This window comes from Streptomyces sp. NPDC059828 (genome assembly GCF_042731955.1).
Lineage (GTDB): Bacteria > Actinomycetota > Actinomycetes > Streptomycetales > Streptomycetaceae > Streptomyces.
In genome coordinates, this window is the sequence record NZ_JBHWIW010000044.1 from 39,752 (window position 1) to 63,415 (window position 23,664).

Consider the following 23,664-nt stretch of genomic DNA (forward strand, 5'->3'; position numbering starts at 1 on the left):
GCTCGCAGGTTCGCCCGCTTTTGCCTAACCCCACCGCCCCCCCCCAACAAACACCCCCGGGTGGGCCCCCCCGGGGGTGGGTTGACGGAGTCCGTCAACCCACGCCGTCCGCACCTCTGTCGAACGCACCGTAGGCGCCATGGCAACCACCACCAAGATCCAGCCGCGCGCCCTCGTCCGTGCCGCAGGAGGCCCCCGCTATGCCGCCGCCCTGGCCGTGGACGCGCTCGGCACCGGGCTGCTGCGGCCGTTTCTGCTGCTCTACGGGGTGACCGTGCTGAGGTTGTCCGCGCCGACCACCGGCATCGCCATGACGGTCGGTGTCGTCGCGGGTCTGGCGTGCATGCCCGCAGTGGGCCGATGGCTCGACCGGGGCGCGCGCAGCACGGTCGTGGCGGCGTCGATGCTGGTGCGGGTGCTGGGCGTGGCGCTGCTGCTGGCCACCCCGGCGGGAACCGTCTGGCCGTTCGCGACGGCGGCTCTCTTCCTCGGCATCGGCAATCAGGCGTGGCCGGCCGCCCACGCGGCTCTCGTGGCCACGGTCGCCCACGGCAGGGAACGCGACGCGGCTCTCGCGGGAAGCCGCGCCCTGCGCAACGCCGGCCTGGGCGCGGGTGCACTCCTCGCCACCGCATGCCTGGCGGGTGGCGCCGCCGCGTTGCAGGCGCTGGCAGCCGTCACAGGGCTCGCCTATCTCGCTGCGGCGGCCCTGGCGTGGTCGGTCCACCTGCGCGCGCATCCGGCAGCCCCCGCGGCCAAGGACGAGAGCGACGGGTCCGCACCCCGGATGCGCGCGCTGCTGGCCGCCAACGTGGTCTACGTCTTCTGCCTCAACGTCCCCGAAATCGCGCTCCCTCTGGTCCTGGTGACGCAGTTGCACGCATCCCCGGTGTGGTCGGCAGCCATCTTCGTGGCCAACACCGTGCTGGTGGTCACTCTGCAGGTTCCGGTCACCGTCCTGCTGTCCCGCTTCCCCCGGAGAACCGTGCTGGCGTTCGCCGGGGTGGTTCTCGCCGTCTCCTACCTGGGCTTCCTCGCGGCCGCGTCACTGGGGCACGGCTGGGGTGCCCCGGCCGTCGCCGCGGTGTCCGTGGTCTGCACCATCGGCGAGATCATCTATGCCGGAAGCGCCACGGCGCTCGTCACCGCGCTCGCCCCGGCCCATGCCCTGGGCCGCACCCTCGCCCGCTTCGAACTCTCCTCGGGCTTCGGCCTGGCTGTCTCCCCGGCGGCCATCACGGCTCTCGCACCCCACGGCCCGGCCGCCCTCTGGGGCAGCCTCGCCACTGCGACACTCCTCTCCGCCTCCGCGGTCGCCGGCGAAAGGGACCGGGGAGTGCGGCTCAGCGATGACTGCCACCGGGCGCGAGCGGGCTCGTGAGCTCGGCGATCGCCTCTGCCGGCGGTCCGGACCATGGCGGGCAACCTGGATCGTCGCCGCGTACGCGACCGCGCAACCTCTCGCGGCCCCGGGTACGTCTGTTCCGGCATGGCTGCGTTCATCGCCCCCGCACGGCAACTGCTGATCTTCACCCGACTCCAGACGAGGTGCTGCGCCTTCGCCGCCGCGCTGCTCTCGGGCGTGGCACTGTCGGCGCTGCTGCCACAGCTGCCTGTCGCCAGATACGACCTGCTGCTCGGCTACGGACTGCTGCTCACGCTCCTCTTCCGTATGAGCGGATGGGAGAGCGGACGGGACCTCGCCGTCATCGCCGTGTGCCACGCGATCGGGCTGGCCTTCGAACTGGTCAAGGTCTCCCTCGGTTCGTGGAGCTACCCCGAACCGGCGGTGTTCAAGGTCGCCGGCGTGCCCTTGTACGGGGGATTCCTCTACGCCGCGGTGGGCAGCTACGTCTGCCGGGCCTGGCGCCTGCTCGACCTCGAACTGACCGGCTACCGCCCACGGGCCACGGCGGCAGTGGCAGCCGCCGTCTACGCGAACTTCTTCACCCACCACTGGCTGCCCGATTTCCGCTGGCCGCTCGCGGTGCTGCTCGGATGCGTCACCTTCGGCACATGGGTGAGCTTCGGCGTGGGCAACACCCGCTACCGAATGCCGCTGGCGCTCTCCTTCGCGCTGATCGGCTTCTTCCTGTGGCTCGCCGAGAACATCGCCACGTATCTGGGCGCATGGAGCTACCCCCACCAGCTCCACGGCTGGCAGCCCGTCGGTATCGACAAGTTCGGCGCGTGGTCGCTCCTGATCAGCGTCACCGTCGTGCTGGTGGCCATGGTCCGGCGCAGGTGAGGACCCCCGGCAGCACTCTTTTCCCCTACTACGACGGCGCCTGCCGGCACCCTGCCGTGGACAGGCGTGCACCCGGCAGCCGGACGATCAAGCGCGCCTTCTCGATGAGGACGTCCGGCGTGCGGGCCTGATCTGCCGTCAGTCGGGGGCCGCAGACCGGGGGAAGGACGCCGACCGCATCGGCGGGAGCTCAGTTCACTGCCGTCCTGTCCGCGCAGTCCGGGCACCGGGCCGCCCACCGTCGAGGTCGCTCGGTCTCCTTACGACGCACGTCCTCCGGCGGCGGTCGACCTACGGTGTCAGGAAGCCGCTTGTGGAAGGGCATCCGCTGTTTCCGTGATGTTGCCGGGCGGTGCTCGGAACACAGAAAGGGGAAGAGCATGATCGGGTTCTGTGCAGATTCGCGGGAAGTTCCGTGCTGTGACTCATCCCCGTCGGCCACTCCTACAGGGCGGCATTCCCGTTCCCGTTACGGTTCCTGCATGTCAAGGTTCCCCTTCGGCCGGTGAAGTGGCCGTGCTGACAAGCCAATGAATCTAATTAGACTCACCCCCCATGTATCTCACCCCCCACGGTAAGACGCAGATCGAGCAGAGTAACCGCCCCATATTCATCGAACGCTCAGGCAAACGAAGGCAGGTGCTGCGGTGCACGGCAGTGGCTCTCGGCGGCGCCTGCGGGGCCTACCTGATGTTCGCTGCGATCGTCATGGCCGGACTCTGGCAGCCCACCGGACAACTGCCCCCCGGCACCGGCGATCCGCTCCCCGCGGCCCCGGCGGGCCACCAGGCCGGATCGGGAGCAGTGGAGCGCTCCGGGAGCAGCCGGCCGCCGTCCCCTCCACCGGCAAACCCTTCATCCCGACCACAGAGTGGTACCACCTCGCCTGATCGGGACGAGGTCACGCGCGGATGACACCCCGGCACGCATTGCGCCGTCCCCCACGCGGGCACTGGGTGCTGTTGATCCTCATCCTCACCGTCGTCGTGGTCACCCTCCTCTTCGAGGGGTGGACCACACACGAGGTCGACGCCGCGCGGACCAAACGCCCCTGCGCCGAACCCATCCCACGCAGTGCGGACACCGGACGCCCCGTGCTGAGGTTCGGCGACGCCGGTGTCGAGACGGCCGCCATGCCGCCGGGCACGGCGGCCCTCACCTTCAACGGCGGACCGGATCCGGTGTGGACACCGCGTCTGCTGGACCTGCTGACCGCGCACAAGGCACACGCCACGTTCTTCGTGTACGGCAAACAGGCCGCGCAGTACCCGGACCTGGTCCGCCGCATCCGGGCCGAGGGACACGAGATCGGTTCCTACACCTATACCGGCGGTGATCTGGGGGCGGCGTCCCCTCCCCGTGCCCGTATGGAACTGGGCTTCACGCAGACGGTACTGGCGGGCGTGACGGGTGAGCACTCCCGGTTGCTGCGGCTGCCCCACACCACCACGGCGGACACCCTGTGCGGCGCCGAGTGGCCGGCGGCCTGCCGCGCGGCAGGCCAGGGCTACCTCATCGTGGCCGCGGACCGGATGGACCGGAAGGCCGCCGAGGGGGTGATACGCCAGTACAGCCACACCGACCTCGGATTCCGGGAAGCGCGGTCGCTGCTGCGCAACCCCCGGGTGGCACGGTTCACCACCGTCTCGGACGGGCTCGGGCAGCCCGAGTCCACCAGCCGGGCGCCGCTCGCCGAGCGGTTGAAGGGCATGGGACTCATGCACGTCCAGGACCTGGGGCGGGCCTTCTCCCGTGGCATGGCATGGGCGTTGGTCGTGGCGGGCGCGCTGGGTCTGCTGCGCCTGGCGATGCTCGTCTGGTTCGCGCGGATCCATGTGCGCCGACGCGGCAGGCTTCGGCCGGGCAGCCCCCGGTTGCGTCCGGTGACGGCTCCGGTGACCGTCCTGGTGCCCGCGCACAACGAGGAGGCGGGCATCATCGCCACCGTCCACTCACTGCTCGCCTCCACCTACACATGCCTTGAGATCGTGGTGATCGACGACGGTTCGACGGACGGCACGGCGGCGGCGGTCGCCGCTGTCGACGATCCGCGGGTGACGCTCGTGCGCCAGTCCAACACCGGAAAGCCGGGGGCCCTGAACACCGGGCTCGCGTACGCGTCGCACGACATCGTGGTGATGGTCGACGCGGACACCGTGCTGGAACCGGATGCCATCCACCATCTCGTCCAGCCGTTGGCCCATCCCGCGATCGGGGCGGTCAGCGGCAACACGAAGGTGGGCAACCGCCGTCATCTGCTGGGCAAGTGGCAGCACCTGGAGTACGTGCTCGGTTTCAATCTCGACCGGCGCATGTTCGAGGTGCTGGAATGCATGCCGACCGTGCCCGGCGCCATCGGCGCCTTCCGCCGGGATGCGCTGCTGGGCATCGGCGGGGTGAGCGACGAGACGCTCGCCGAGGACACCGATCTGACGATGGCTCTGTGGCGCGCCGGATGGCGTGTTGTGTACGAGGAGTCGGCCGTCGCGTGGACCGAGGTTCCGCACACCATGAGGCAGTTGTGGCGGCAGCGCTACCGCTGGTGCTACGGCACGCTCCAGTCGATGTGGAAGCACCGCCGGGCCGTCACCGAGCTCGGCACGGCAGGTCGGTTCGGCCGGCGAGGGCTCAGCTACCTGGGGCTCTTCCAGGTAGCCCTGCCGCTGTTCGCTCCCGTCGTGGACGTCTTCGCGCTGTACGGCGTGTGCTTCCGCGACCCGTCCGAGGCGATCGTCGTCTGGCTGGCGTTCCTCGTGGTGCAGATGGGCACGGCGGGGTACGCACTCCGGCTGGACGGCGAGAAGCTGCGGGCCCTGTGGTCGCTGCCGCTTCAGCTGTTCGTCTACCGGCAGATGCTGTACCTGGTCGTCCTCCACTCGGTGATGACGGCGCTGCTCGGCAGCCGTCTCAAGTGGCACCGCATGGACCGCACCGGCAGCGCCGATCCGTATCGGCTCGACGATCTGCCGCCGGCAGAACGCGTCCTGGCACTCGACAACGCGAAGGGAGAGCTGCGATGACCCACCCGTTCGACCACACAGGCGGCACTCCGGACCCCTGGAACCGACAGGTCGGCCCGCCCGGCACCGAACGGCCCGCCGGCCGCCCCGTGCCGGACGGGTACGTGATGCCGGACGCAGACGTGCTGGTGCCCGACACCCACGTCGTACAGGACGCACACGAGCCGGTCCCTGATGCGCAGGCGGCGCCCGTGCGGCGGGAGGCGTACGGCTGGCGTGGCACCACACCACGGCCGTCGCGCCGTTCCCGCGCCCGGCCGCGTCGCGGGCGCCGGGCGGTACGCACCGTGCTCGCGCTGGCGATCACCCTGCTGCTGACGGCGTGCGGTACGTACGCCTGGGCGGAGACCGAGCTGAACCGGGGCGTTGACCTCGGCGCTTACGGCCACGGCCGCGCGTCGGGGGAGGGCACGAACTACCTGATCGTCGGCTCCGACAGCCGGGAGGGTCTCTCGGATTCGGATGTCCGCGACCTGCGCGCGGGTGGCGGCGGTGGGCGGCGTACGGACTCGATCATCGTGCTGCACACCGGTGCCCAGGGCGCGGTGATGCTCAGCCTGCCGCGCGACTCGTGGGTGACGATCCCGGGCTTCCACGATCCGGCGACCGGGAAGCAGGTGCCGCCGGCCAAGGACAAGCTGAACGCGGCGTTCGCGTACGGCGGACCGGAGCTGCTGGCGCACACCATCGAGCACAACACCGGGATCCGCATCGACCACTACGCGGAGATCGGCTTCGCCGGCTTCGTGAAGGTCGTGGACGCGATCGGCGGGGTGCGGTTCTGTCTGGACCGGGACATCAAGGACGAGAAGTCGGGCGCGGACCTGCGGAGCGGCTGCCGGACGCTGGACGGCAGGCAATCGCTCGCGTTCGTCCGCCAACGCCACCAGGAGGCCGAGGGCGACCTGGGGCGCTCGCGCAACCAGCAGCGGTTCCTCTCGGCGCTGGCGGACAAGGCGGCCACGTCCAGGACCTTCCTGAACCCGTCGCAGATGTACCCGGCGTTGGCCGCCGGACTCGACACACTCGTCGTGGACCAGGACATGGACCTGCGGCAGCTGGTGCGCATGTTCCGTGAACTGCGGGGTCCCGGCGGCACGGCGAAGCAGGTGACCATGCCGGTGGACGCGGTGGGCCTCCCCACCGCGAAGGGCAATGTGATCCGCTGGGACGCGGATCGCGCCGCACGGCTGTTCCAGCAGGTACGCGACGACCGGCCGGTGACCGTGCCAGGCGGCCGGGGGAACTGACCCCCGCGAGGGTGCGGCCGGGTTTCCTGCCCGGCCGCACCGCCGTCGCCGAAGGGCCCGTGGATGCCGGATCGACGTCGGCACCGCGGGTGGGTTCACGATCGCCGTGTTGTGCGCGGATCCGGCCGGCAGGGAGCGGCGTTCACGTCGCCGCTGTAAGACCGAGCAGGGGTGGAAGCGCCGACGATCACCCTGGTCCGCCGGCTGCGCGGCCCGGCGTAGGGGACCCGTCAAGACGGGGCAGCGGGCCGTCAGAGTGGCGTTAACGCGAGCGGCGTGGTGGCTGAAACGCGGTTTCCTCGAATCGTCCGAGAATCCGCATCTCATTCAGGAGCACCCGATGGCCGACGTGGCCTTCGTCGTCACCACGATCGCGGTCTTCGCGCTGGTGGCTCTCGTCGCCAGGGGGGTGGCGAAGCTGTGACCGCCGAGAACATCGTCGGCCTGATCGTGGCCGCCGCCCTGCTGGGCTATCTCGTCCTCGCCCTCGTCAAGCCGGAGAGGTTCTGAGCACGGATATGACCCCCGAACTTGCTGGTGTGCTTCAGCTGCTCGCGCTGATCGCGGCGCTCGCGCTGGCGTACCGTCCCCTCGGCGACTACATGGCCAGGGTCTACTCCTCCGACCGGCATCTGCGGGTCGAGAAGTGGATCTACAAGGCCATCGGTGCCAACCCGAACGCCGGGATGCGCTGGCCCGCCTATCTGCGTGGTGTGCTCGCCTTCTCCGCGGTTAGTGTTCTTTTCCTGTATCTGCTGCAGCGCGTGCAGGGCGGTCTGCCCGGCTCGCTGGGCTTCTCCTCCATCGACCCGGACCAGGCGTTCAACACCGCAGCGTCCTTCGTGTCGAACACCAACTGGCAGTCGTACTACGCCGAGCAGGCCATGGGCCATGTCGTGCAGACCGGCGGCCTGGCGGTGCAGAACTTCGTCTCCGCCGCCGTGGGCATGGCCGTCGCGGTGGCACTGGTCCGTGGCTTCGCGCGCTCCCGCACGGGTGAGCTGGGCAACTTCTGGGCCGACCTGGTCCGCGGCACCGTCCGCATCCTGCTGCCGCTCGCCGTGATCGCCGCGATCGTCCTCGTCGCGGCCGGTGCGATCCAGAACTTCGCCGGGATCCACGAGGTCGGCCAGTTCATGGGTGGCGCGCAGCAGTGGAACGGCGGCGCGGTCGCCTCCCAGGAGGCGATCAAGGAGCTGGGCACCAACGGTGGCGGATACTTCAACGCCAACTCGGCCCACCCCTTCGAGAACCCGACCCCGTTCTCCAACCTGCTGGAGATCTTCCTGATCCTGCTGATCCCGTTCTCGCTGACGCGGGCGTTCGGGCGCATGGTTGGTTCGCTCAAGCAGGGCTACGCGATCCTCGCGACGATGGCGACGATCTGGATCGGCTTCACCGCCCTGATGATGTGGACCGAGTTCCACCACGGCGGCCCTGCGTTCGACATCGCGAACGGCGCGATGGAGGGCAAGGAGACCCGGTTCGGCGTCGGCGGCTCGTCGATCTTCGCGGTGGCCACGACCCTGACCTCGACCGGTGCGGTCAACTCCTTCCACTCCTCGTTCACCGGCTTCGGCGGCGGGATCACGCTCCTGGGCATGCAGCTCGGCGAGATCGCTCCCGGTGGAGTGGGCTCCGGCCTCTACGGCATGCTGATCATGGCGATCATCGCGGTCTTCATCGCCGGGCTGATGGTCGGCCGCACCCCGGAGTACCTGGGCAAGAAGATCGGCACCCGCGAGATCAAACTGGCGGCCTGCTACATCCTCATCACCCCGGCGCTGGTGCTGTGCTTCACCGCAGCCGCCATGGCCCTGCCCACCCCGGCCGACTCGATGACCAACAGCGGTGCGCACGGATTCTCCGAGATCCTCTACGCCTACACCTCCGGCGCCAACAACAACGGCTCCGCGTTCGCCGGTCTCAACGCCGACACGCAGTGGTTCAACACCACGATCGGTCTGGCGATGCTGCTCGGCCGGTTCCTGCCGATGGTGTTCGTCCTGGCCCTGGCGGGCTCGCTCGCCGAGCAGAAGCCCGTGCCCGTCACGGCCGGCACGCTGCGGACCGACAAGCCCCTCTACACCGGCTTGCTGGTCGGCACCATCCTGATCATCACGGGCCTGACCTACTTCCCGGCCCTGGCACTGGGTCCGCTCGCCGAAGGGCTGGCGTCATGACCACCAACGTAAAGAAGTACGAGGACGAGATGTCCACCACTCCGACCCGGGCCCCGCACAGCGACGTGCCCACCGGGCACAGGCCCGACACCGGACGCGTCGGCGGCGGTCTGTTCGACCCCAAGCAGCTGATCAGGTCCTTCCCGGACGCGGTCAGGAAGCTCGACCCCCGGGTGATGATCAAGTCCCCGGTGATGTTCGTCGTCCTCGTCGGTTCGGTGCTGACGACGGTCTTCGCGATCATGGACCCGACCGACTGGTTCGGCTGGGCGATCGCCGCCTGGCTGTGGCTGACCACGATCTTCGCCAATCTGGCCGAGGCGGTCGCCGAGGGCCGCGGCAAGGCGCAGGCGGACACCCTGCGCAAGGCCAAGACCGACACCGTCGCCCGCCGTCTGGCCAAGGACGGCACAAGCGAGGAGCGGGTGCCGGGCGCCGAGCTGCGGATAGGCGACCTGGTCGTCTGCGAGGCAGGCGACATCATCCCCGGCGACGGTGACGTCGTCGAGGGTGTCGCCTCGGTGGACGAGTCCGCCATCACCGGCGAGTCCGCCCCGGTCATCCGGGAGTCCGGAGGCGACCGCTCGGCCGTCACCGGCGGCACGAAGGTCCTGTCCGACCGCATCGTCGTCAAGATCACGACGAAGCCGGGCGAGACCTTCATCGACCGGATGATCAGCCTGGTCGAGGGCGCCGCACGGCAGAAGACCCCCAACGAGATCGCGCTGAACATCCTGCTCGCCTCGCTGACCATCGTCTTCCTGCTCGCGGTCGTGACCCTGCAGCCGTTCGCCACCTACGCCGACGCCCCGCAGACGATGATCGTCCTCGTCGCGCTGCTGGTCTGCCTGATCCCGACCACCATCGGCGCCCTGCTCTCGGCGATCGGCATCGCCGGAATGGACCGCCTGGTCCAGCGCAATGTGCTGGCCATGTCCGGCCGGGCCGTCGAGGCCGCCGGTGACGTCTCCACGCTGCTGCTCGACAAGACCGGCACCATCACCCTCGGCAACCGCCAGGCCGCCGAGCTCATCCCCGTCGACGGTGCCACCCCCGCCGAGCTCGCCGACGCCGCCCAGCTCTCCTCGCTCGCCGACGAGACACCTGAAGGCCGCTCGATCGTCGTACTCGCCAAGGAGAAGTACGGACTGCGCGAGCGCCACCAGGGCGAACTGGCCCGGGCCACATGGGTGCCGTTCACCGCTCAGACCCGTATGTCGGGTGTGGATGCGGACGGGCACAAGGTCCGCAAGGGCGCCACCGCGTCGGTCATCGCCTGGGTCCAGGAACGCGGCGGCCAAGTCGCCGACGACGCCGACTCCATAGCGAACCGGATCTCCGAGGCGGGCGGCACCCCGCTCCTCGTCGCGTCCGATGGCGGCGACAACGGTGCCCGGATACTCGGCGTCATCCACCTCAAGGACGTCGTCAAGGACGGCATGCGCGAACGATTCGACGAACTGCGCCGCATGGGCATCAAGACCGTCATGATCACCGGTGACAACCCGCTGACCGCCAAGGCGATCGCCGAAGAGGCGGGCGTCGACGACTTCCTCGCCGAGGCCACGCCCGAGGACAAGATGGCCCTCATCAAGCGTGAGCAGGCGGGCGGCAAGCTGGTCGCGATGACCGGTGACGGCACCAACGACGCCCCGGCTCTCGCGCAGGCGGACGTCGGAGTGGCGATGAACACCGGTACCTCGGCCGCCAAGGAGGCCGGGAACATGGTGGACCTCGACTCCAACCCGACCAAGCTCATCGAGATCGTCGAGATCGGCAAGCAACTCCTCATCACCCGCGGCGCCCTGACGACCTTCTCGATCGCCAACGACGTGGCGAAGTACTTCGCGATCATCCCCGCGATGTTCGCCGTGGTCTACCCGGGCCTGGACAAGCTCAACATCATGCAGCTCAGCTCGCCGGAGTCCGCCATCCTGTCCGCGGTCATCTTCAACGCGCTGATCATCATCGCCCTGGTGCCGCTCGCCCTCAAGGGCGTGCAGTACCGGCCGACCAGCGCGGACAGAATGCTCCGCCGCAACCTCGGAATCTACGGACTCGGAGGCCTGATCGCCCCGTTCATCGGCATCAAGCTCATCGACATGCTCATCACCCTCATCCCCGGACTGCGCTGACTCAGGAGCGTGCTGACCGCCATGAACAACTCCTTCACCAACGCGGCGCGGCTGATCTGGGCGGGCCTGCGGGCCCTGCTGGTCCTCACGCTCGTGTGCGGCGTCATCTACCCACTCGTCGTCACCGGCGTGGCCCAGGGCCTGTTCAGCGACAAGGCCAACGGCTCCGAGGTCAAGGCAGACGGCAAGGTCGTCGGCTCGTCCCTGATCGGACAGACCTACAACCTGCCCAAGCAGAACCCCGACGACGCGGAGGAAGCGCCGGTCCCGGACCTGAAGTGGTTCCAGCCGCGCCCGTCCAACGGCCTCGGCAGCAACAGCGTCAACACCCAGTACGCGCTGATCGTCTCCGGAGCGACCAACCGCTCCGGCGACAACCCCGAGCTGATCCAGTGGGTCAAGGACGCCAAGGCCACCGTGGTCAAGGACAACTCCACCGCCACCTACACGGTCAAGCCCTCGGACGTGCCGGCCGACGCCGTCACCTCCTCCGGCTCCGGGCTGGACCCGGACATCTCCCCGCAGTACGCGAAGCTCCAGATCCACCGGGTCGCCGAGAAGAACCACCTCACCGTCGCGCAGGTCGACAAGCTCGTCAACGAACACACCGACAGCCGCACCCTCGGCTTCATCGGCGAACCCCGCGTCAACGTCCTCGAGCTCAACATCGCACTCAAGGAACTGACCAAGGGCTGAGCCATCAGCCGCCGAGCGGGAGCTGACGACCGGAGGTGCCTCGCCTCCCCGGACCGTCAGCTCCCGCCTGCGCGTGCCACCGCAGGACTCCCGACCGGATCCGCAGGCCCCGCGAAAGCCCCGTCCCAGAAGGGTCCCCCCCAGCCGTACGAGAGCTCTGGAGCGGGCAGGCGTGGCAGTGAAGGAGGAGCACCTCCCACAGCGACGCCGCACTCCCGTCACGGGATCAGCCGAGGAAGCTCAGGCGGACCTGCCGGTCCGGATTGTCCCGGTTGGTGTCCACGAGGCACACGGACTGCCAGGTGCCGAGCTCCAGGCGGCCGCCGACGACGGGCAGTGTGGCGTGTGGGGGCACGATCGCCGGCAGGACGTGGTCGCGGCCGTGGCCGGGGCTGCCGTGGCGGTGCCGATAGCGGTCGTCGGCGGGGAGCAGGTCGTGGAGCACGGCGAGCAGGTCCTCATCACTGCCGGAGCCGGTCTCCAGCACCGCCACTCCGGCGGTTGCATGGGGCACAAAGACATTCAGCAGACCATCGCGGCCGGCAGCCGCCTCGTCGAGGAAGCTCTGGCAGTCACGGGTCAGATCGGTCACGGTCTCGGTCGCGCCTGTGGAGACGCTCAGGACTGTGGTGGTGAAGGCTGTAGGCATAAGGGCATCGTCCCGTGCGGGAAGATCCTGGGCACCCCCACAGTTAGTGGAAGCGTGAACAACCTTGGGGAACAAGCCGCCGCACGAGCCGTCGACGTGGTGGTCATCGGTGCCGGACAGGCCGGCCTCTCCGGCGCCTACCACCTGCGACGCGTCGGGCTGCGCCCCGATGAGGACTTTGTGGTCCTCGACCACGCTCCGAGGCCCGGTGGCGCCTGGCAGTTCCGCTGGGACTCGCTCACCTACGCCAAGGTTCACGGAATGCACGCGCTTCCCGGCATGGAGCTGGTCGGCGCCGATGGGGGCCGCCCGTCGTCCGAGGTCATCGGCGACTACTTCGCCCGCTATGAGCGGACTTTCGACCTTCGGGTGCACCGCCCCGTGGATGTGCGAGCGGTGCGTGGCGGCGAGGGCGACCGTCTGCTGGTGGAGTCGTCGGAGGGCGTGTACGCCACTCGCGCACTCATCAACGCCACCGGCACCTGGGACCGCCCTTTCTGGCCGCGCTACGCCGGTCAGGAGACCTTCCGGGGGCGCCAGCTGCACACCTCGGACTACCCGGGGCCCGAGGCCTTCACGGGGCTGCGGGTGGTCGTGGTGGGCGGGGGCGCGTCGGGTACCCAGCATCTGATGGAGATCGCGGAGTTCGCCGCCGAGACCACCTGGGTGACACGGCGACCCCCGGTCTTCCGTGAGGGCCCTTTCGGCGAGGTCCAGGGACGCGCTGCGGTCGCCATGGTGGAGGAACGGGTGCGGCGTGGGCTGCCCCCGCTGAGTGTGGTCTCCGTGACCGGACTGCCGCTGAACGATGCGATCCGGCAAGCGCGCGCCGAGGGGGTGCTGGACCGGCTGCCGATGTTCGATCGGATCACGCCGACCGGTGTGGCCTGGGACGACGGACGCACGGTCGACGCGGACGTGATCCTCTGGGCCACGGGCTTCCGCGCCGCGATCGACCATCTGGCCCCGCTCAAACTGCGCGAGCCCGGAGGCGGTGTCGCCGTGGACGGCACCCGCGCGGTGCATGACGAGCGCGTTCACCTGGTCGGCTACGGCCCGTCCGCTTCGACCATCGGCGCCAATCGCGCGGGCCGGGCTGCGGTGCGCGAGATCCAGCGGCTGCTGGCGCGTGAACCGGCCGCGATGCCGCTCTAGGTCCCGCTCGGCCTCAGGCCGTGGCCACCACTGTGGCCGGTTCCGCGTCCCGCCTCACCAGCGCCGCATAGCGCCCGTCCTGGTCCATCAGCTCGGTGTGGCTTCCGCGTTCCGCGATCCGGCCCCCGTCCAGCACGACGATCTCGTCGGCATCCCGCACCGTCGACAGCCGGTGGGCGATGGTGATCGTGGTCCGTCCGGCCGTGAGGGCGTCGATGGCTCGCTGCACCGCGTGCTCGGTACGGGTGTCGAGGGCGCTGGTCGCCTCGTCCAGGATGAGCACCGGTGGGTCGCGCAGGATGGTACGCGCGATGGCGAGGCGCTGTTTCTCGCCGCCCGAGAAGCGATAGCCGCGCTCACCGACGAGGGTGTCGTATCCCTCGGGCAGCGACGCGATGTGGTCATGGATCTGGGCCGCACGCGCCGCCGTCTCGATCTCCTCGTCCGTGGCATCGGGTTTGGCGAAGCGCAGGTTGTCGCCGACGGATGCATGGAAGAGATAGGTCTCCTGGGAGACCACGCCCACCGCCTCAGCGAGGGTGTCGAAGGCCAGATCGCGTACGTCGACGCCGTCGAGGGTGACCCTGCCACCGGTGACGTCGTACAGCCTGGGCACCAGATAGCTGAGCGTGGACTTCCCGGAGCCGGTCGGTCCGACGACGGCCAGGGTGCCACCTGCCGGAACGGTGAGATCGATCCCGCCGAGCGTCGGCTCGCGCCTGGCGTCGTAGCCGAATTCCACCTGCTCGAAGTGCACTTCGCCGCGCACCTTCTCCAGCCGGACCGGCTGCTCCGGCTCGGTGATGTCCACCGGAAGATCCAGGTACTCGAAGATCCGCTGGAAGAGCGCGAGCGAGGTCTGTATCTGCACACCGGTGGACAGCAGGCTCACAGCCGGACGGAACAAGCCCTGCTGGAGTGAGACGAAGGCGACGAGGGTGCCGAGGGAGATCGCCGCTCCCCCACCCTGGAGGGTCAGTCCCGCCGCCCAGTACAACAGCGCGGGCATGGCGGCCATGACGATGCCGATGGTGGACATCCGCCATCGTCCGGCCATGCTGGAGCGGACCTCCAGATCGACCAGCCGCTCGGACTCGTCGGCGAACGAGCGGGTCAGCGAGTCGGCACGGCCCATCGTGCGGCCGAGCAGGATGCCGCTCACCGACAGCGATTCGGTGACCGTGGCGGCCATGGTCGCCATCTGCTTCTGCCGCTGTGTGGTGATGGTCTTGCGCTCCCGCCCGACCCTGCGGCTGATCGCGACGAACGCCGGGAGGAGGACGAGCGAGACCGCGGTGAGCCGCCAGTCGAGCGCGAGCATCGCGACGATCGTGGCGACCACGGCGGTGAGGTTGGACACCAGCGAGGTGGCGGTGGAAGTGACCGTCGCCTGCATTCCGCCGATGTCGTTGGCGATGCGCGACTGGACCTCTCCGGTGCGCGTCCTGGTGAAGAAGGCCAGTGGCATCCTCTGGAGTTGGGCATAGACGCCCGTGCGCAGGTCATGCATGACGCGCTGACCGACGGTCGTCGAGATCAGCGTCTGGAGGACGCCGAAGACGCTCGTCGTGACGGCCGTGAGGATCATGCCGAGGGCGAGCAGCGAGAGCAGACCGGTGCGACCCTGCGGGATCGCGGTGTCGAGGATTTCGCGGAGCAGGAACGGCGAGGCGACCGAGACGAGCGACGAGGCGCCGACGAGCAGACCGACGAGGGCCAGCCTGCTGCGGTACGGCCTGAAGAGCCGCAGGATGCGCCGGAGCTCCGCGGGTCGGCGATCCGCGGACGCGGTGTGTGAGGGATCTACGGGGCGGTCGGACGGTGTCCACGAGGGATCGTTGTGAGGGCGCATGGGCTCCTTCCGGAGGACGTTCAAAAAGGGTGCACCAATGGCATGGGAAAAGGCGGGGCGATGACCGGCCGCGCCACATGAGGAGCATAGCTCATTGTTACCTATGCTCACAATGAACCAGGTCCTGATAGTGTTCCCGCATGAGCACCCCCGTGCCCGCCCCCGACGCGGACGGCCTGCTGGCCGAGCAGTTGCTGCGGCTGACCCGACGGCTCCACCGGATCCAGAAGCGGCATCTGGAGCCGGTCGGCATCACCCCGGCGCAGTCACGGCTGCTGCGGGTCCTGGCCCACTACGAGGGAGCGCCCCGGATGGCCGACCTAGCCGACCGCCTCGAGGTCGTCCCGCGCGCGGTGACCACGCTGGTGGACGGTCTCGAGTCGAGCGGACGGGTGCGCCGCGTCCAGGATCCGGCCAACCGCCGCGTCGTACGCGTCGAGCTGACCGAGCTCGGGCGCGTCACGCTCAGGGAGCTGCGCAGCGCCAGGCGAGCGGCGGCGGAGGACATCCTGGCCCCGCTGGACGCCGAACAGCGCGAGACGCTCGGCGGGCTGCTGTCCGCCCTGGTGTCGTGACGGCCCCTGCCGGCCCCGGCAGCCCCGCCGCATAGACGATCAGCCCTGGACAACCAGACCTGCGCCGCTGACCGGCGCGGGCCCGGCTGGTTCTGCGCCAACGCCGGAGGAAGCGGAAAAATCGGTTGCCCCGTGTCACGGCGGCGAGCGAACCTTGCAGGTCCGAGCCGCTTTTCCGAACGATCTGGGATGCCATGCAGATTCGCGACCTTCCGTATGCCGATCCAGGCTCACCGGATGTCCGCTCCGGCCTCAGGTTCCTCATCTGGCTCGGGCGCGGGCAGCTCGGCGGGCAACTCCGCGCGCTCGCGTGGGGGCTGGTGCACTTCGGTGCCGTGATGACCCTTCCGTATGGCGTCGGCTTCGCCGTGCAGGCCGTGGTCGAGCGCTCCGGCGGCGGGCTCGCCCTGGCGGGCGGGCTGATCGCGGTCGCCGGGGTCGCCATCGCCCTGGGTGACACGTTGCTGCACCGTGCCGCGGTCACCAACTGGATCACCGCAGCCGCCCGGACGCAGCAACTGCTGGCCCGGAAGACCGCCGACCTGGGCTCCGCGCTCACCACGCGGGTCGCGGCCGGTGAGGTCGTCGCGGTGTCCACCGGCGACGTGGAGAAGATCGGCTGGTTCGTGGAGGCGTTCTCACGCTTCCTCGCCGCGGCCCTGACCATCGTCGTTATGGTGGTCGGACTGCTCTTCTACCAGCCGGAGCTCGGTCTCCTGGTGGCGATCGGGGTCCCCGTGCTCGCGCTCGGTGTGCTGCCGCTGCTGCCGCGGGCGACGCGGCTCGCAGATGTGCAGCGCGAGAAGGCGGGCCGGGCCACCGAGCTGGCTTCGGACACCGTCGCGGGGCTTCGGGTGCTGCGTGGAATCGGCGGTGAGGAGCTGTTTCTCACGCGCTACCGGCGCGCTTCCCAGGAGGTCCGCAGGGCGGCCGTGCGCAGTTCCCGTATGTGGTCGCTGATCAGCGCGCTACAGGTACTGCTGCCGGGGGTGCTGCTCATCTGGGTGGTCTGGTACGGCATCGGGCTGGTGTCCGCGGGCCGGATCGAGGTCGGTGAGCTCGTCGCCGTCTACAGCGCGGTGATGTTGCTGTCCTATCCCCTGCGCCCCTTCGAAGAGGTCGCCATGGCCTACAGCTTCTCGCAGCCGTCGGCGCGGCGGGCGGCGAGGGTGCTGTCGCTGGAGCGGCCGACGGGCGGTTCGGCACAGGCGTCCGGTGCCCTGCCGGGCGGCGACCTGTACGACCCGCACAGCGGGCTGCTCGCCCCCTGCGGAGTGCTGACGGCCGTCGTGTGCGGGGACCCGGACGCGGCGGGGCGGCTGGCCGAGCGTCTCGGCGGGCATCCCGCGGATGCCGGTGGGCTGCCTTCCGTGCTGCTCGGCGGGGCCGCGCTGGACGGGTTGCCGCGTGGCACCGCTCGCACGGCGGTGCTCGTGCAGGACAAGGACCCGGTGCTGCTGTCGGGGAGCCTGACCGAACTGCTCGATGTGCCGTCGTCCGGCGCGGTCTCGGCGACCACGGCGCTGACCGCCGCCGAATGCGGTGATGTGCTGGACGCCCTGGCCCAGGCTTCCCTCGACGGGGATCCGATGGCCGCGCCCATCACCGAGCGTGGCCGCTCGCTATCCGGCGGGCAGCGGCAACGCCTGGCGCTGGCCCGGTCGCTGATCACGGACCCGGAGGTACTGGTGCTCGACGAGCCCACCTCGGCCGTCGACTCGCATACCGAGGCGCGGGTCGCCGATGGCGTGCGGGCGCTGCGCGCGGGGCGTACGACGGTCGTGTTCACCTCGTCGCCGCTGCTGCTCGACCGGGCGGACCGGGTGGTCCTGGTCCTCGGGGGCGAGGTCGCGGCCGCGGGTGCGCACCGCGAGTTGTTGCTCAGGGAGCCCCGCTACCGCGAGGTGGTGACCCGGGAATCCGATGAATCCGCCGACGCCACCGACGTCCCCGCCCCCGGACGGTCCACCGAAGCGCTGTCCGAGCGACCGTCCGATGAACTGACCGACGCCGCAGTCGACCTCGAGGAGACCGCATGATCGGCGTGCCACCGCCGGAGTACGATCCGGCCGCACCTCGTGAGGCGACCACCCTTCCGGTGGGGACGCCCGCCACGGTACGTGCCTATGTGCGGGAACTGCTGCGCCGGCACAGCCGCGCCTTCACCCTGCTGATCGCCGTCAACACGGTCGCGGTCGTGGCCTCGATGATCGGTCCCTGGCTGCTCGGCACCCTCGTTCAGCAGGTGGCCGACGGGGTGCGAGAGGTCCCTCTCGAGCGCACCGTGGCCCTGTTCGCCGTGGCGCTGCTCGTGCAGGCCGTGTTCGTACGGCTGGTGCGGCTGCGCGGCGCGATGCTCGGCGAGCAGATGCTGGCGGACCTGCGCGAGGACTTTCTCGTACGGTCGGTCGGACTGCCTCCGGGTGTGCTGGAGCGAGCCGGTACGGGCGATCTGCTGTCGCGTATCACCACCGACGTCGATCGCCTGGCCGACGCCATGCGCGAGGCCGTACCACAGCTGACCATCGCGGTGTTCTGGGCAGTGCTGCTGCTCGGCGGGTTGACGGTGACCGCTCCGCCGCTGGCGCCCGCGGTGCTGCTGGCCGTGCCGCTCCTGGTGGTCGGGTGCCGCTGGTACTTCAAGCGGGCGCCCAGGGCCTACCGTTCGGAGGCCGCCGGGTACGCGGCGGTGGCGGCCGCGCTCGCCGAGACCGTCGACGCGGGCAGGACGGTGGAGGCCCATCGCCTCGGGCCCGGCCGGGTCGCGCTGTCGGAGAGGCGCATCAAGGAGTGGACGGCCTGGGAGCGGTACACCCTGTGGCTGCGGTCCGTACTGTTCCCCGTCATCAACATCACGCACACGACGGTGCTCGGTTCGGTGCTGCTGATCGGTGGGGTGTTCGTGCTCCAGGGCTGGATCGGCATCGGGCAGCTCACCACGGCCGCGCTGATCGCGCAGATGATGGTCGATCCGGTGAACCTGATCCTGCGGTGGTACGACGAGTTGCAGGTGGCCCAGGTGTCGCTGGCCAGGCTGGTGGGCGTACGCGAGATCGAGCCGGACGCGGGTGACGCGGCTGTACGGCCCGAGGGGCGCGTGGTGCGCGCGGACGAGGTGCGCTTCGGCTACCGCGAGGGAGTCGATGTGCTGCACCAGGTCTCGATGCGGGTGCCGCCCGGTACCCGGGTGGCGCTGGTCGGGCCGTCCGGTGCGGGTAAGTCGACGCTGGGCAGGCTGCTCGCGGGGATCTACGCTCCGAGGACCGGCCGGGTCACCCTCGGCGACGCGGAGCTCTCCCGGATGCCCGCCGAGCGGGTACGGGAGCATGTGGCGCTGGTGAACCAGGAGCACCATGTCTTCGTCGGCGCGCTGCGTGACAACCTCCGGCTGGCCCGCGCGGACGCTGAGGAGACCGAACTGTGGGCGGCTCTCGGCGCGGTGGACGCGGACGGCTGGGCACGGGCCCTCGATGACGGCCTCGACACCGAGGTCGGCTCCGGCGGCTTTGCGCTGACTCCGGCGCAGGCCCAGCAGATCGCCCTGGCCCGCTTGGTGCTCGCCGACCCGCACACCCTCGTGCTGGACGAGGCGACCTCGCTGCTCGACCCGCGTGCCGCCCGCCATCTGGAGCGCTCGCTGGCCCGGGTGCTCGACGGGCGTACGGTCGTGGCGATCGCCCACCGGCTGCACACGGCGCACGACGCCGATGTCATCGCCGTGGTGGAACAGGGACGCATCAGCGAACTGGGCAGCCACAGCGAGCTGGTGGCGGCTGGCGGGGCCTACGCGGCGCTGTGGAGGTCCTGGCACGGCTAGAGCCTGCGTCAGGCTCAGATGAAGTTGAGCGCCGCCGCCCCGCCCACCCCTCCGAGCAGCATGAACACCGGCATGAGGACTTTGAGCTCGACCCAGCTGCCGGCGCGGAAGCGCATGGCCTTCGGTGGGCCCACCTGGTACCAGCGCTTGTTGCCGACGGGGATCGGCCACAGGATCGGGCAGCCGGACACGGTGATCGCGTCCCCGATGTCGTGCACCAGGGCGCCGAGGACCACTGGCAGACCCAGCCAGACGTACTCCTGGCCGGGGCCGGTGAACAGCCAGTCCGCTCCGTTGCCGGGCTGGTCCAGGATGCCCGCGAGGATCCAGGCGCTGGTCGCACCGAGCAGCCACACCAGCACATCGCTGGAGACCCGGGCGGCCCGCCACAGCAGGCCCTCCACCGCGAGCACCAGATGGACGAAGAGGATGGCGAGGACGGCCCAGCGGCCACCGGCCATGGCCAGTGCCGAGGTGCCGCCGCCGATCAGCACGGCCCAGAGCCAGGTGTGGGTGAGCGTGCGGTGACCGCCTGTCCTGCGCTTGTCCCCCGGCTTCTTCGTCGCCTTGTAGACCGCGTACGAGAGCCTGTCGACGACCTCGCACAGCCCGCGCGAGACCGGTCCGAAGGCCCGGGAGATCGTCGCCGCCTTGTGGTCGAGGTCGGGCGCCAGTGCCGCACCCGCGCAGATCAGCGCTCCGACGACGAGCACGGGCCACGGCATGGCATGGCCTGTGGCGGCGGTCGCCGCGCCCACCCCCAGCCAGGCCGCTGCCCCGGACAGGGAGTGTGCCGGTCCCATCATGCTCGTTCCCGCCCCATCTGCTCTTGTCTTCGCCCCCAGTTGACGGCACAGCGTAGCGGTAGCGATCTTCCGCTCGGCAGCCGGTTCCCTGTCAGGGCCGGAAGCCAGGCAAGATGGGGGCGTGACCCTTATCGATCAGCTGCCGCAGGATGCCGACCCCGATGCCCTCTTCGAGGCCTTCTCGTCATGGGCCGAGGGCCGGGGGATCTCGCTCTACCCGGCTCAGGAGGAAGCGCTGATCGAAGTGGTCTCCGGGGCGAACGTGATCCTCTCCACGCCGACCGGCTCCGGGAAGAGCCTGGTCGCGGCGGGGGCGCACTTCGCGGCGCTGGCCCGTGACGAGGTCACCTTCTACACCGCGCCGATCAAGGCCCTGGTCTCGGAGAAGTTCTTCGATCTGTGCAAGCTCTTCGGCACGGAGAACGTGGGCATGCTCACCGGCGACGCCTCCGTGAACGCGGACGCCCCCGTGATCTGCTGCACCGCCGAGGTACTGGCGTCCATCGCGCTGCGTGACGGCAAGGCCGCGGACATCGGCCAGGTCGTGATGGACGAGTTCCACTTCTACGCGGAGGCGGACCGCGGCTGGGCGTGGCAGATCCCGCTGCTCGAGCTGCCCCAGGCGCAGTTCGTGCTGATGTCGGCGACGCTCGGCGATGTCTCGATGTTCGAGAAGGACCTGACCCGCCGCACCGGCCGGGAGACGTCCGTGGTGCGTTCGGCGACCCGGCCGGTGCCGCTGTCGTACGAGTACCGCACGACGCCGATCACCGAGACGCTGACCGAGTTGCTGGAGACCAAGCAGGCGCCCGTCTACATCGTGCACTTCACCCAGGCCCAGGCGGTCGAGCGGGCGCAGTCGCTGATGAGCATCAACATGTGCACCCGCGAGGAGAAGGACCAGATCGCGGAGCTGATCGGCAACTTCCGCTTCACCACCAAGTTCGGCCGCAATCTCTCGCGCTATGTACGGCACGGCATCGGCGTCCATCACGCCGGCATGCTGCCCAAGTACCGACGTCTGGTCGAGAAGCTGGCGCAGGCCGGTCTGCTGAAGGTCATCTGCGGTACGGACACCCTGGGCGTGGGGGTCAATGTGCCGATCCGCACGGTGTTGTTCACCGCGCTGACCAAGTACGACGGCAGCCGGGTCCGGGTGCTGCGCTCCCGTGAGTTCCACCAGATCGCCGGCCGCGCGGGCCGGGCGGGCTTCGACACCGCCGGTTTCGTGGTCGCCCAGGCCCCCGAGCATGTGATCGAGAACGAGAAGGCCCTGGCCAAGGCGGGCGACGATCCGAAGAAGAAGCGGAAGGTGGTCCGCAAGAAGGCCCCCGAGGGCTTCGTCGGCTGGTCCCAGAGCTCCTTCGAGAAGCTGATCGCCTCCGACCCGGAGCCGCTGACCTCGCGCTTCAAGGTCACCCACGCGATGCTGCTGTCGGTGATCGCCCGGCCCGGCAACGCCTTCGAGGCCATGCGCAAGCTGCTGGAGGACAACCACGAGCCGCGCAAGCAGCAGCTGCGGCACATCCGCCGGGCCATCGCGATCTACCGCTCCCTGCTGGACGGCGGGATCGTGGAGCGGCTCGAGACCCCGGACGCTCAGGGTCGGATCGTGCGGCTGACGGTCGACTTCCAGCAGGACTTCGCGCTCAACCAGGCGCTGTCCACGTTCGCGCTCGCCGCCTTCGACCTGCTCGATCCCGAATCTCCGTCGTACGCGCTCGACATGGTGTCCGTCGTCGAGTCGACCCTGGACGATCCGCGTCAGATCCTCGCCGCCCAGCAGAACAAGGCACGCGGCGAGGCCGTCGGCGCGATGAAGGCGGACGGGGTCGAGTACGAGGAGCGGATGGAGCGGCTCCAGGAGATCTCCTATCCGAAGCCGCTCGAAGAGCTGCTGTGGCACGCGTACAACCTCTACCGGAAGTCGCATCCCTGGGTGGGCGACCACCCGGTGTCGCCGAAGTCCGTGATCCGCGACATGTACGAACGGGCGCTGACGTTCACCGAGTTCACGTCCGTCTACGAGCTTGCCCGCACCGAGGGCATCGTGCTGCGCTATCTGGCGAGCGCGTACAAGGCCCTGGACCACACGATCCCGGACGATCTGAAGACCGAGGATCTGGAGGACCTGATCGCCTGGCTGGGCGAGATGGTGCGGCAGGTCGACTCCAGCCTGCTGGACGAGTGGGAGCAGCTGGCCAACCCCGAGGTGGAGACCGCCGAGCAGGCTCAGGAGAAGGCCGACCAGGTCAAGCCGGTCACCGCCAATGCGCGTGCCTTCCGGGTGCTGGTGCGCAACGCGATGTTCCGCCGGGTGGAGCTGGCAGCGCTCGACCAGGTTGCCGAGCTGGGCGGGATGGACGCCGAATCGGGCTGGGACGAGGAGGCCTGGGGGGACGCGATGGACGCGTACTGGGACGAGTACGACGACCTGGGCACCGGTCCGGACGCGCGGGGACCGAAGCTGCTGTCCATCGAGGAGGACTCCCGGCACGGGCTGTGGCGGGTCCGCCAGACCTTCGCCGACCCGAACGGCGATCATGACTGGGGCATCAGCGCGGAGGTCGATCTGGCGGCGTCCGACGAGGAGGGCAGGGCCGTGGTCCGGGTCACGTCCGTCGGTCAGCTCTGACCGCGGGCCGGGTCGCTTCCGTGCTGTGCGAGCAAGCGTGCGAGAGTGGCGCTGAAGACCGTCACCGAGGAGAGACTGATGACTCTGCACGACATTCCCCTGCGCACCCTGAGCGGCGAGCCCACCTCTCTGGCCGCGTACGCGGACAAGGCGGTGCTGCTGGTCAATGTGGCGTCGAAGTGCGGTCTGACGCCGCAGTACGAGGGGCTTGAGCGGTTGCAGCAGCAGTACGGCGACCGCGGTTTCACGGTGCTGGGTGTGCCGTGCAACCAGTTCATGGGGCAGGAGCCGGGGAGCGCGGAGGAGATCCAGACGTTCTGCTCGACGACGTACGGGGTCTCGTTCCCGCTGCTGGAGAAGACGGATGTGAACGGCGACGACCGCCACCCGCTGTACGTGGAGCTGACGAAGGCCGCGGACGCCGACGGCGAGGCGGGCGACGTGCAGTGGAACTTCGAGAAGTTCCTGATCTCGCCCAAGGGCGAGGTCACACGTTTCCGGCCGCGTACGGAGCCGGAGGCGCCGGAGGTCGTGGCCGCGATCGAGGCGCAGCTGGGCGCCTGACGGCAGTGACGAGGTGGGGGGGTGGGGGGGGGGCGGAACCCCCCCCCACCCGGTTGGCGGCAGGGCGCGTGTGGACTAT

General features: G+C 69.7%; 18 protein-coding genes. 15 read left to right on the forward strand and 3 right to left on the reverse strand.

What is annotated here, in order from left to right; all coding sequences use genetic code 11:
* Nucleotides 1-139: 139 nt before the first annotated feature.
* The 9 genes from ACFV6V_RS24030 to ACFV6V_RS24070 all read left to right on the forward strand — a co-directional run bounded on the left by ACFV6V_RS24030 (nt 140) and on the right by ACFV6V_RS24070 (nt 11,532).
* Nucleotides 140-1,381, forward strand: a complete 1,242-nt coding sequence (locus ACFV6V_RS24030; RefSeq protein ID WP_385568480.1) for an MFS transporter — start codon at nt 140-142, stop codon at nt 1,379-1,381.
* A gap of 108 nt (nt 1,382-1,489) precedes the next feature.
* Complete coding sequence (locus ACFV6V_RS24035; RefSeq protein ID WP_385568483.1) at nt 1,490-2,248, forward strand: DUF817 domain-containing protein; 759 nt, start codon at nt 1,490-1,492, stop codon at nt 2,246-2,248.
* A gap of 911 nt (nt 2,249-3,159) precedes the next feature.
* Nucleotides 3,160-5,268 (forward strand): bifunctional polysaccharide deacetylase/glycosyltransferase family 2 protein, encoded by a 2,109-nt coding sequence (locus ACFV6V_RS24040; RefSeq protein ID WP_385568485.1) that lies wholly within the window; start codon nt 3,160-3,162, stop codon nt 5,266-5,268.
* Nucleotides 5,265-6,518, forward strand: a complete 1,254-nt coding sequence (locus ACFV6V_RS24045; protein WP_385568488.1) for an LCP family protein — start codon at nt 5,265-5,267, stop codon at nt 6,516-6,518. Before ACFV6V_RS24040 ends, ACFV6V_RS24045 begins: the two co-directional genes overlap by 4 nt.
* Nucleotides 6,519-6,774: 256 nt before the next feature.
* Nucleotides 6,775-6,942 (forward strand): hypothetical protein, encoded by a 168-nt coding sequence (locus tag ACFV6V_RS24050; protein WP_385568490.1) that lies wholly within the window; start codon nt 6,775-6,777, stop codon nt 6,940-6,942.
* Nucleotides 6,939-7,028 (forward strand): K(+)-transporting ATPase subunit F, encoded by a 90-nt coding sequence (kdpF, locus tag ACFV6V_RS24055; RefSeq protein ID WP_290353327.1) that lies wholly within the window; start codon nt 6,939-6,941, stop codon nt 7,026-7,028. The genes ACFV6V_RS24050 and kdpF overlap by 4 nt, the downstream gene beginning before the upstream one ends.
* An 8-nt stretch (nt 7,029-7,036) precedes the next feature.
* Nucleotides 7,037-8,701 (forward strand): potassium-transporting ATPase subunit KdpA, encoded by a 1,665-nt coding sequence (kdpA, locus tag ACFV6V_RS24060; protein ID WP_385568493.1) that lies wholly within the window; start codon nt 7,037-7,039, stop codon nt 8,699-8,701.
* Entirely contained in the window at nt 8,698-10,836 is a 2,139-nt protein-coding gene (gene kdpB / locus ACFV6V_RS24065; protein ID WP_385568495.1) for a potassium-transporting ATPase subunit KdpB, read from the forward strand. The genes kdpA and kdpB overlap by 4 nt, the downstream gene beginning before the upstream one ends.
* Nucleotides 10,837-10,857: 21 nt before the next feature.
* Entirely contained in the window at nt 10,858-11,532 is a 675-nt protein-coding gene (locus ACFV6V_RS24070; protein ID WP_385568498.1) for a potassium-transporting ATPase subunit C, read from the forward strand.
* A 226-nt stretch (nt 11,533-11,758) separates the two neighbouring features.
* Here ACFV6V_RS24070 and ACFV6V_RS24075 read toward each other — a convergent pair whose 3' ends face one another.
* Nucleotides 11,759-12,181 (reverse strand): secondary thiamine-phosphate synthase enzyme YjbQ, encoded by a 423-nt coding sequence (locus tag ACFV6V_RS24075; RefSeq protein WP_385568500.1) that lies wholly within the window; start codon nt 12,179-12,181, stop codon nt 11,759-11,761.
* Between the two features lie 54 nt (nt 12,182-12,235).
* Here ACFV6V_RS24075 and ACFV6V_RS24080 point away from each other — a divergent pair, with 54 nt between their 5' ends.
* Nucleotides 12,236-13,336 carry an NAD(P)-binding domain-containing protein gene (locus ACFV6V_RS24080; RefSeq protein ID WP_385568502.1) on the forward strand — a complete coding sequence of 367 codons (1,101 nt, stop codon included), beginning with the start codon at nt 12,236-12,238 and terminating at the stop codon, nt 13,334-13,336.
* Nucleotides 13,337-13,349: 13 nt separating this feature from the next.
* On the opposite strand, the gene ACFV6V_RS24085 is transcribed toward ACFV6V_RS24080, so the two are convergent.
* On the reverse strand, nt 13,350-15,188 hold the full coding sequence (locus ACFV6V_RS24085) for an ABC transporter ATP-binding protein (protein ID WP_385568505.1): 1,839 nt from the start codon (nt 15,186-15,188) through the stop codon (nt 13,350-13,352).
* Between the two features lie 140 nt (nt 15,189-15,328).
* On the opposite strand from ACFV6V_RS24085, the gene ACFV6V_RS24090 reads away from it, so the two are divergent.
* The 3 genes from ACFV6V_RS24090 to ACFV6V_RS24100 all read left to right on the forward strand — a co-directional run bounded on the left by ACFV6V_RS24090 (nt 15,329) and on the right by ACFV6V_RS24100 (nt 19,580).
* The gene (locus ACFV6V_RS24090; protein ID WP_361284604.1) at nt 15,329-15,763 is read left to right on the forward strand and encodes a MarR family transcriptional regulator; all 435 of its coding nucleotides are present in this window, start codon (nt 15,329-15,331) and stop codon (nt 15,761-15,763) included.
* A 194-nt stretch (nt 15,764-15,957) separates the two neighbouring features.
* Nucleotides 15,958-17,802, forward strand: a complete 1,845-nt coding sequence (locus ACFV6V_RS24095; protein WP_385568508.1) for an ABC transporter transmembrane domain-containing protein — start codon at nt 15,958-15,960, stop codon at nt 17,800-17,802.
* Nucleotides 17,799-19,580 carry an ABC transporter ATP-binding protein gene (locus ACFV6V_RS24100; protein WP_385568511.1) on the forward strand — a complete coding sequence of 594 codons (1,782 nt, stop codon included), beginning with the start codon at nt 17,799-17,801 and terminating at the stop codon, nt 19,578-19,580. Before ACFV6V_RS24095 ends, ACFV6V_RS24100 begins: the two co-directional genes overlap by 4 nt.
* A 14-nt stretch (nt 19,581-19,594) precedes the next feature.
* Here ACFV6V_RS24100 and ACFV6V_RS24105 read toward each other — a convergent pair whose 3' ends face one another.
* Entirely contained in the window at nt 19,595-20,386 is a 792-nt protein-coding gene (locus ACFV6V_RS24105) for a metal-dependent hydrolase (protein ID WP_385568513.1), read from the reverse strand.
* A 121-nt stretch (nt 20,387-20,507) separates the two neighbouring features.
* Between ACFV6V_RS24105 and ACFV6V_RS24110 the strand changes: the two genes are divergently transcribed.
* Both ACFV6V_RS24110 and ACFV6V_RS24115 read left to right on the forward strand, forming a co-directional pair.
* Nucleotides 20,508-23,021: a DEAD/DEAH box helicase gene (locus ACFV6V_RS24110; RefSeq protein ID WP_385568516.1), complete on the forward strand. Its 2,514-nt coding sequence runs from the start codon at nt 20,508-20,510 to the stop codon at nt 23,019-23,021.
* Between the two features lie 78 nt (nt 23,022-23,099).
* Complete coding sequence (locus ACFV6V_RS24115; protein WP_385568518.1) at nt 23,100-23,585, forward strand: glutathione peroxidase; 486 nt, start codon at nt 23,100-23,102, stop codon at nt 23,583-23,585.
* Nucleotides 23,586-23,664 lie beyond the last annotated feature (79 nt).

Coding starts and splice junctions, on each gene's coding strand:
- ACFV6V_RS24100 (WP_385568511.1), top strand. CDS start 17,799: ATGATCGGCGTGCCACCGCCGGAGTACGATCCGGCCGCACCTCGTGAG.
- ACFV6V_RS24095 (WP_385568508.1), top strand. CDS start 15,958: ATGCAGATTCGCGACCTTCCGTATGCCGATCCAGGCTCACCGGATGTC.
- kdpA (WP_385568493.1), top strand. CDS start 7,037: ATGACCCCCGAACTTGCTGGTGTGCTTCAGCTGCTCGCGCTGATCGCG.
- ACFV6V_RS24085 (WP_385568505.1), bottom strand. CDS start 15,188: ATGCGCCCTCACAACGATCCCTCGTGGACACCGTCCGACCGCCCCGTA.
- ACFV6V_RS24030 (WP_385568480.1), top strand. CDS start 140: ATGGCAACCACCACCAAGATCCAGCCGCGCGCCCTCGTCCGTGCCGCA.
- ACFV6V_RS24115 (WP_385568518.1), top strand. CDS start 23,100: ATGACTCTGCACGACATTCCCCTGCGCACCCTGAGCGGCGAGCCCACC.
- ACFV6V_RS24075 (WP_385568500.1), bottom strand. CDS start 12,181: ATGCCTACAGCCTTCACCACCACAGTCCTGAGCGTCTCCACAGGCGCG.
- ACFV6V_RS24090 (WP_361284604.1), top strand. CDS start 15,329: ATGAGCACCCCCGTGCCCGCCCCCGACGCGGACGGCCTGCTGGCCGAG.
- ACFV6V_RS24035 (WP_385568483.1), top strand. CDS start 1,490: ATGGCTGCGTTCATCGCCCCCGCACGGCAACTGCTGATCTTCACCCGA.
- ACFV6V_RS24105 (WP_385568513.1), bottom strand. CDS start 20,386: ATGATGGGACCGGCACACTCCCTGTCCGGGGCAGCGGCCTGGCTGGGG.
- ACFV6V_RS24040 (WP_385568485.1), top strand. CDS start 3,160: ATGACACCCCGGCACGCATTGCGCCGTCCCCCACGCGGGCACTGGGTG.
- kdpB (WP_385568495.1), top strand. CDS start 8,698: ATGACCACCAACGTAAAGAAGTACGAGGACGAGATGTCCACCACTCCG.
- ACFV6V_RS24070 (WP_385568498.1), top strand. CDS start 10,858: ATGAACAACTCCTTCACCAACGCGGCGCGGCTGATCTGGGCGGGCCTG.
- ACFV6V_RS24045 (WP_385568488.1), top strand. CDS start 5,265: ATGACCCACCCGTTCGACCACACAGGCGGCACTCCGGACCCCTGGAAC.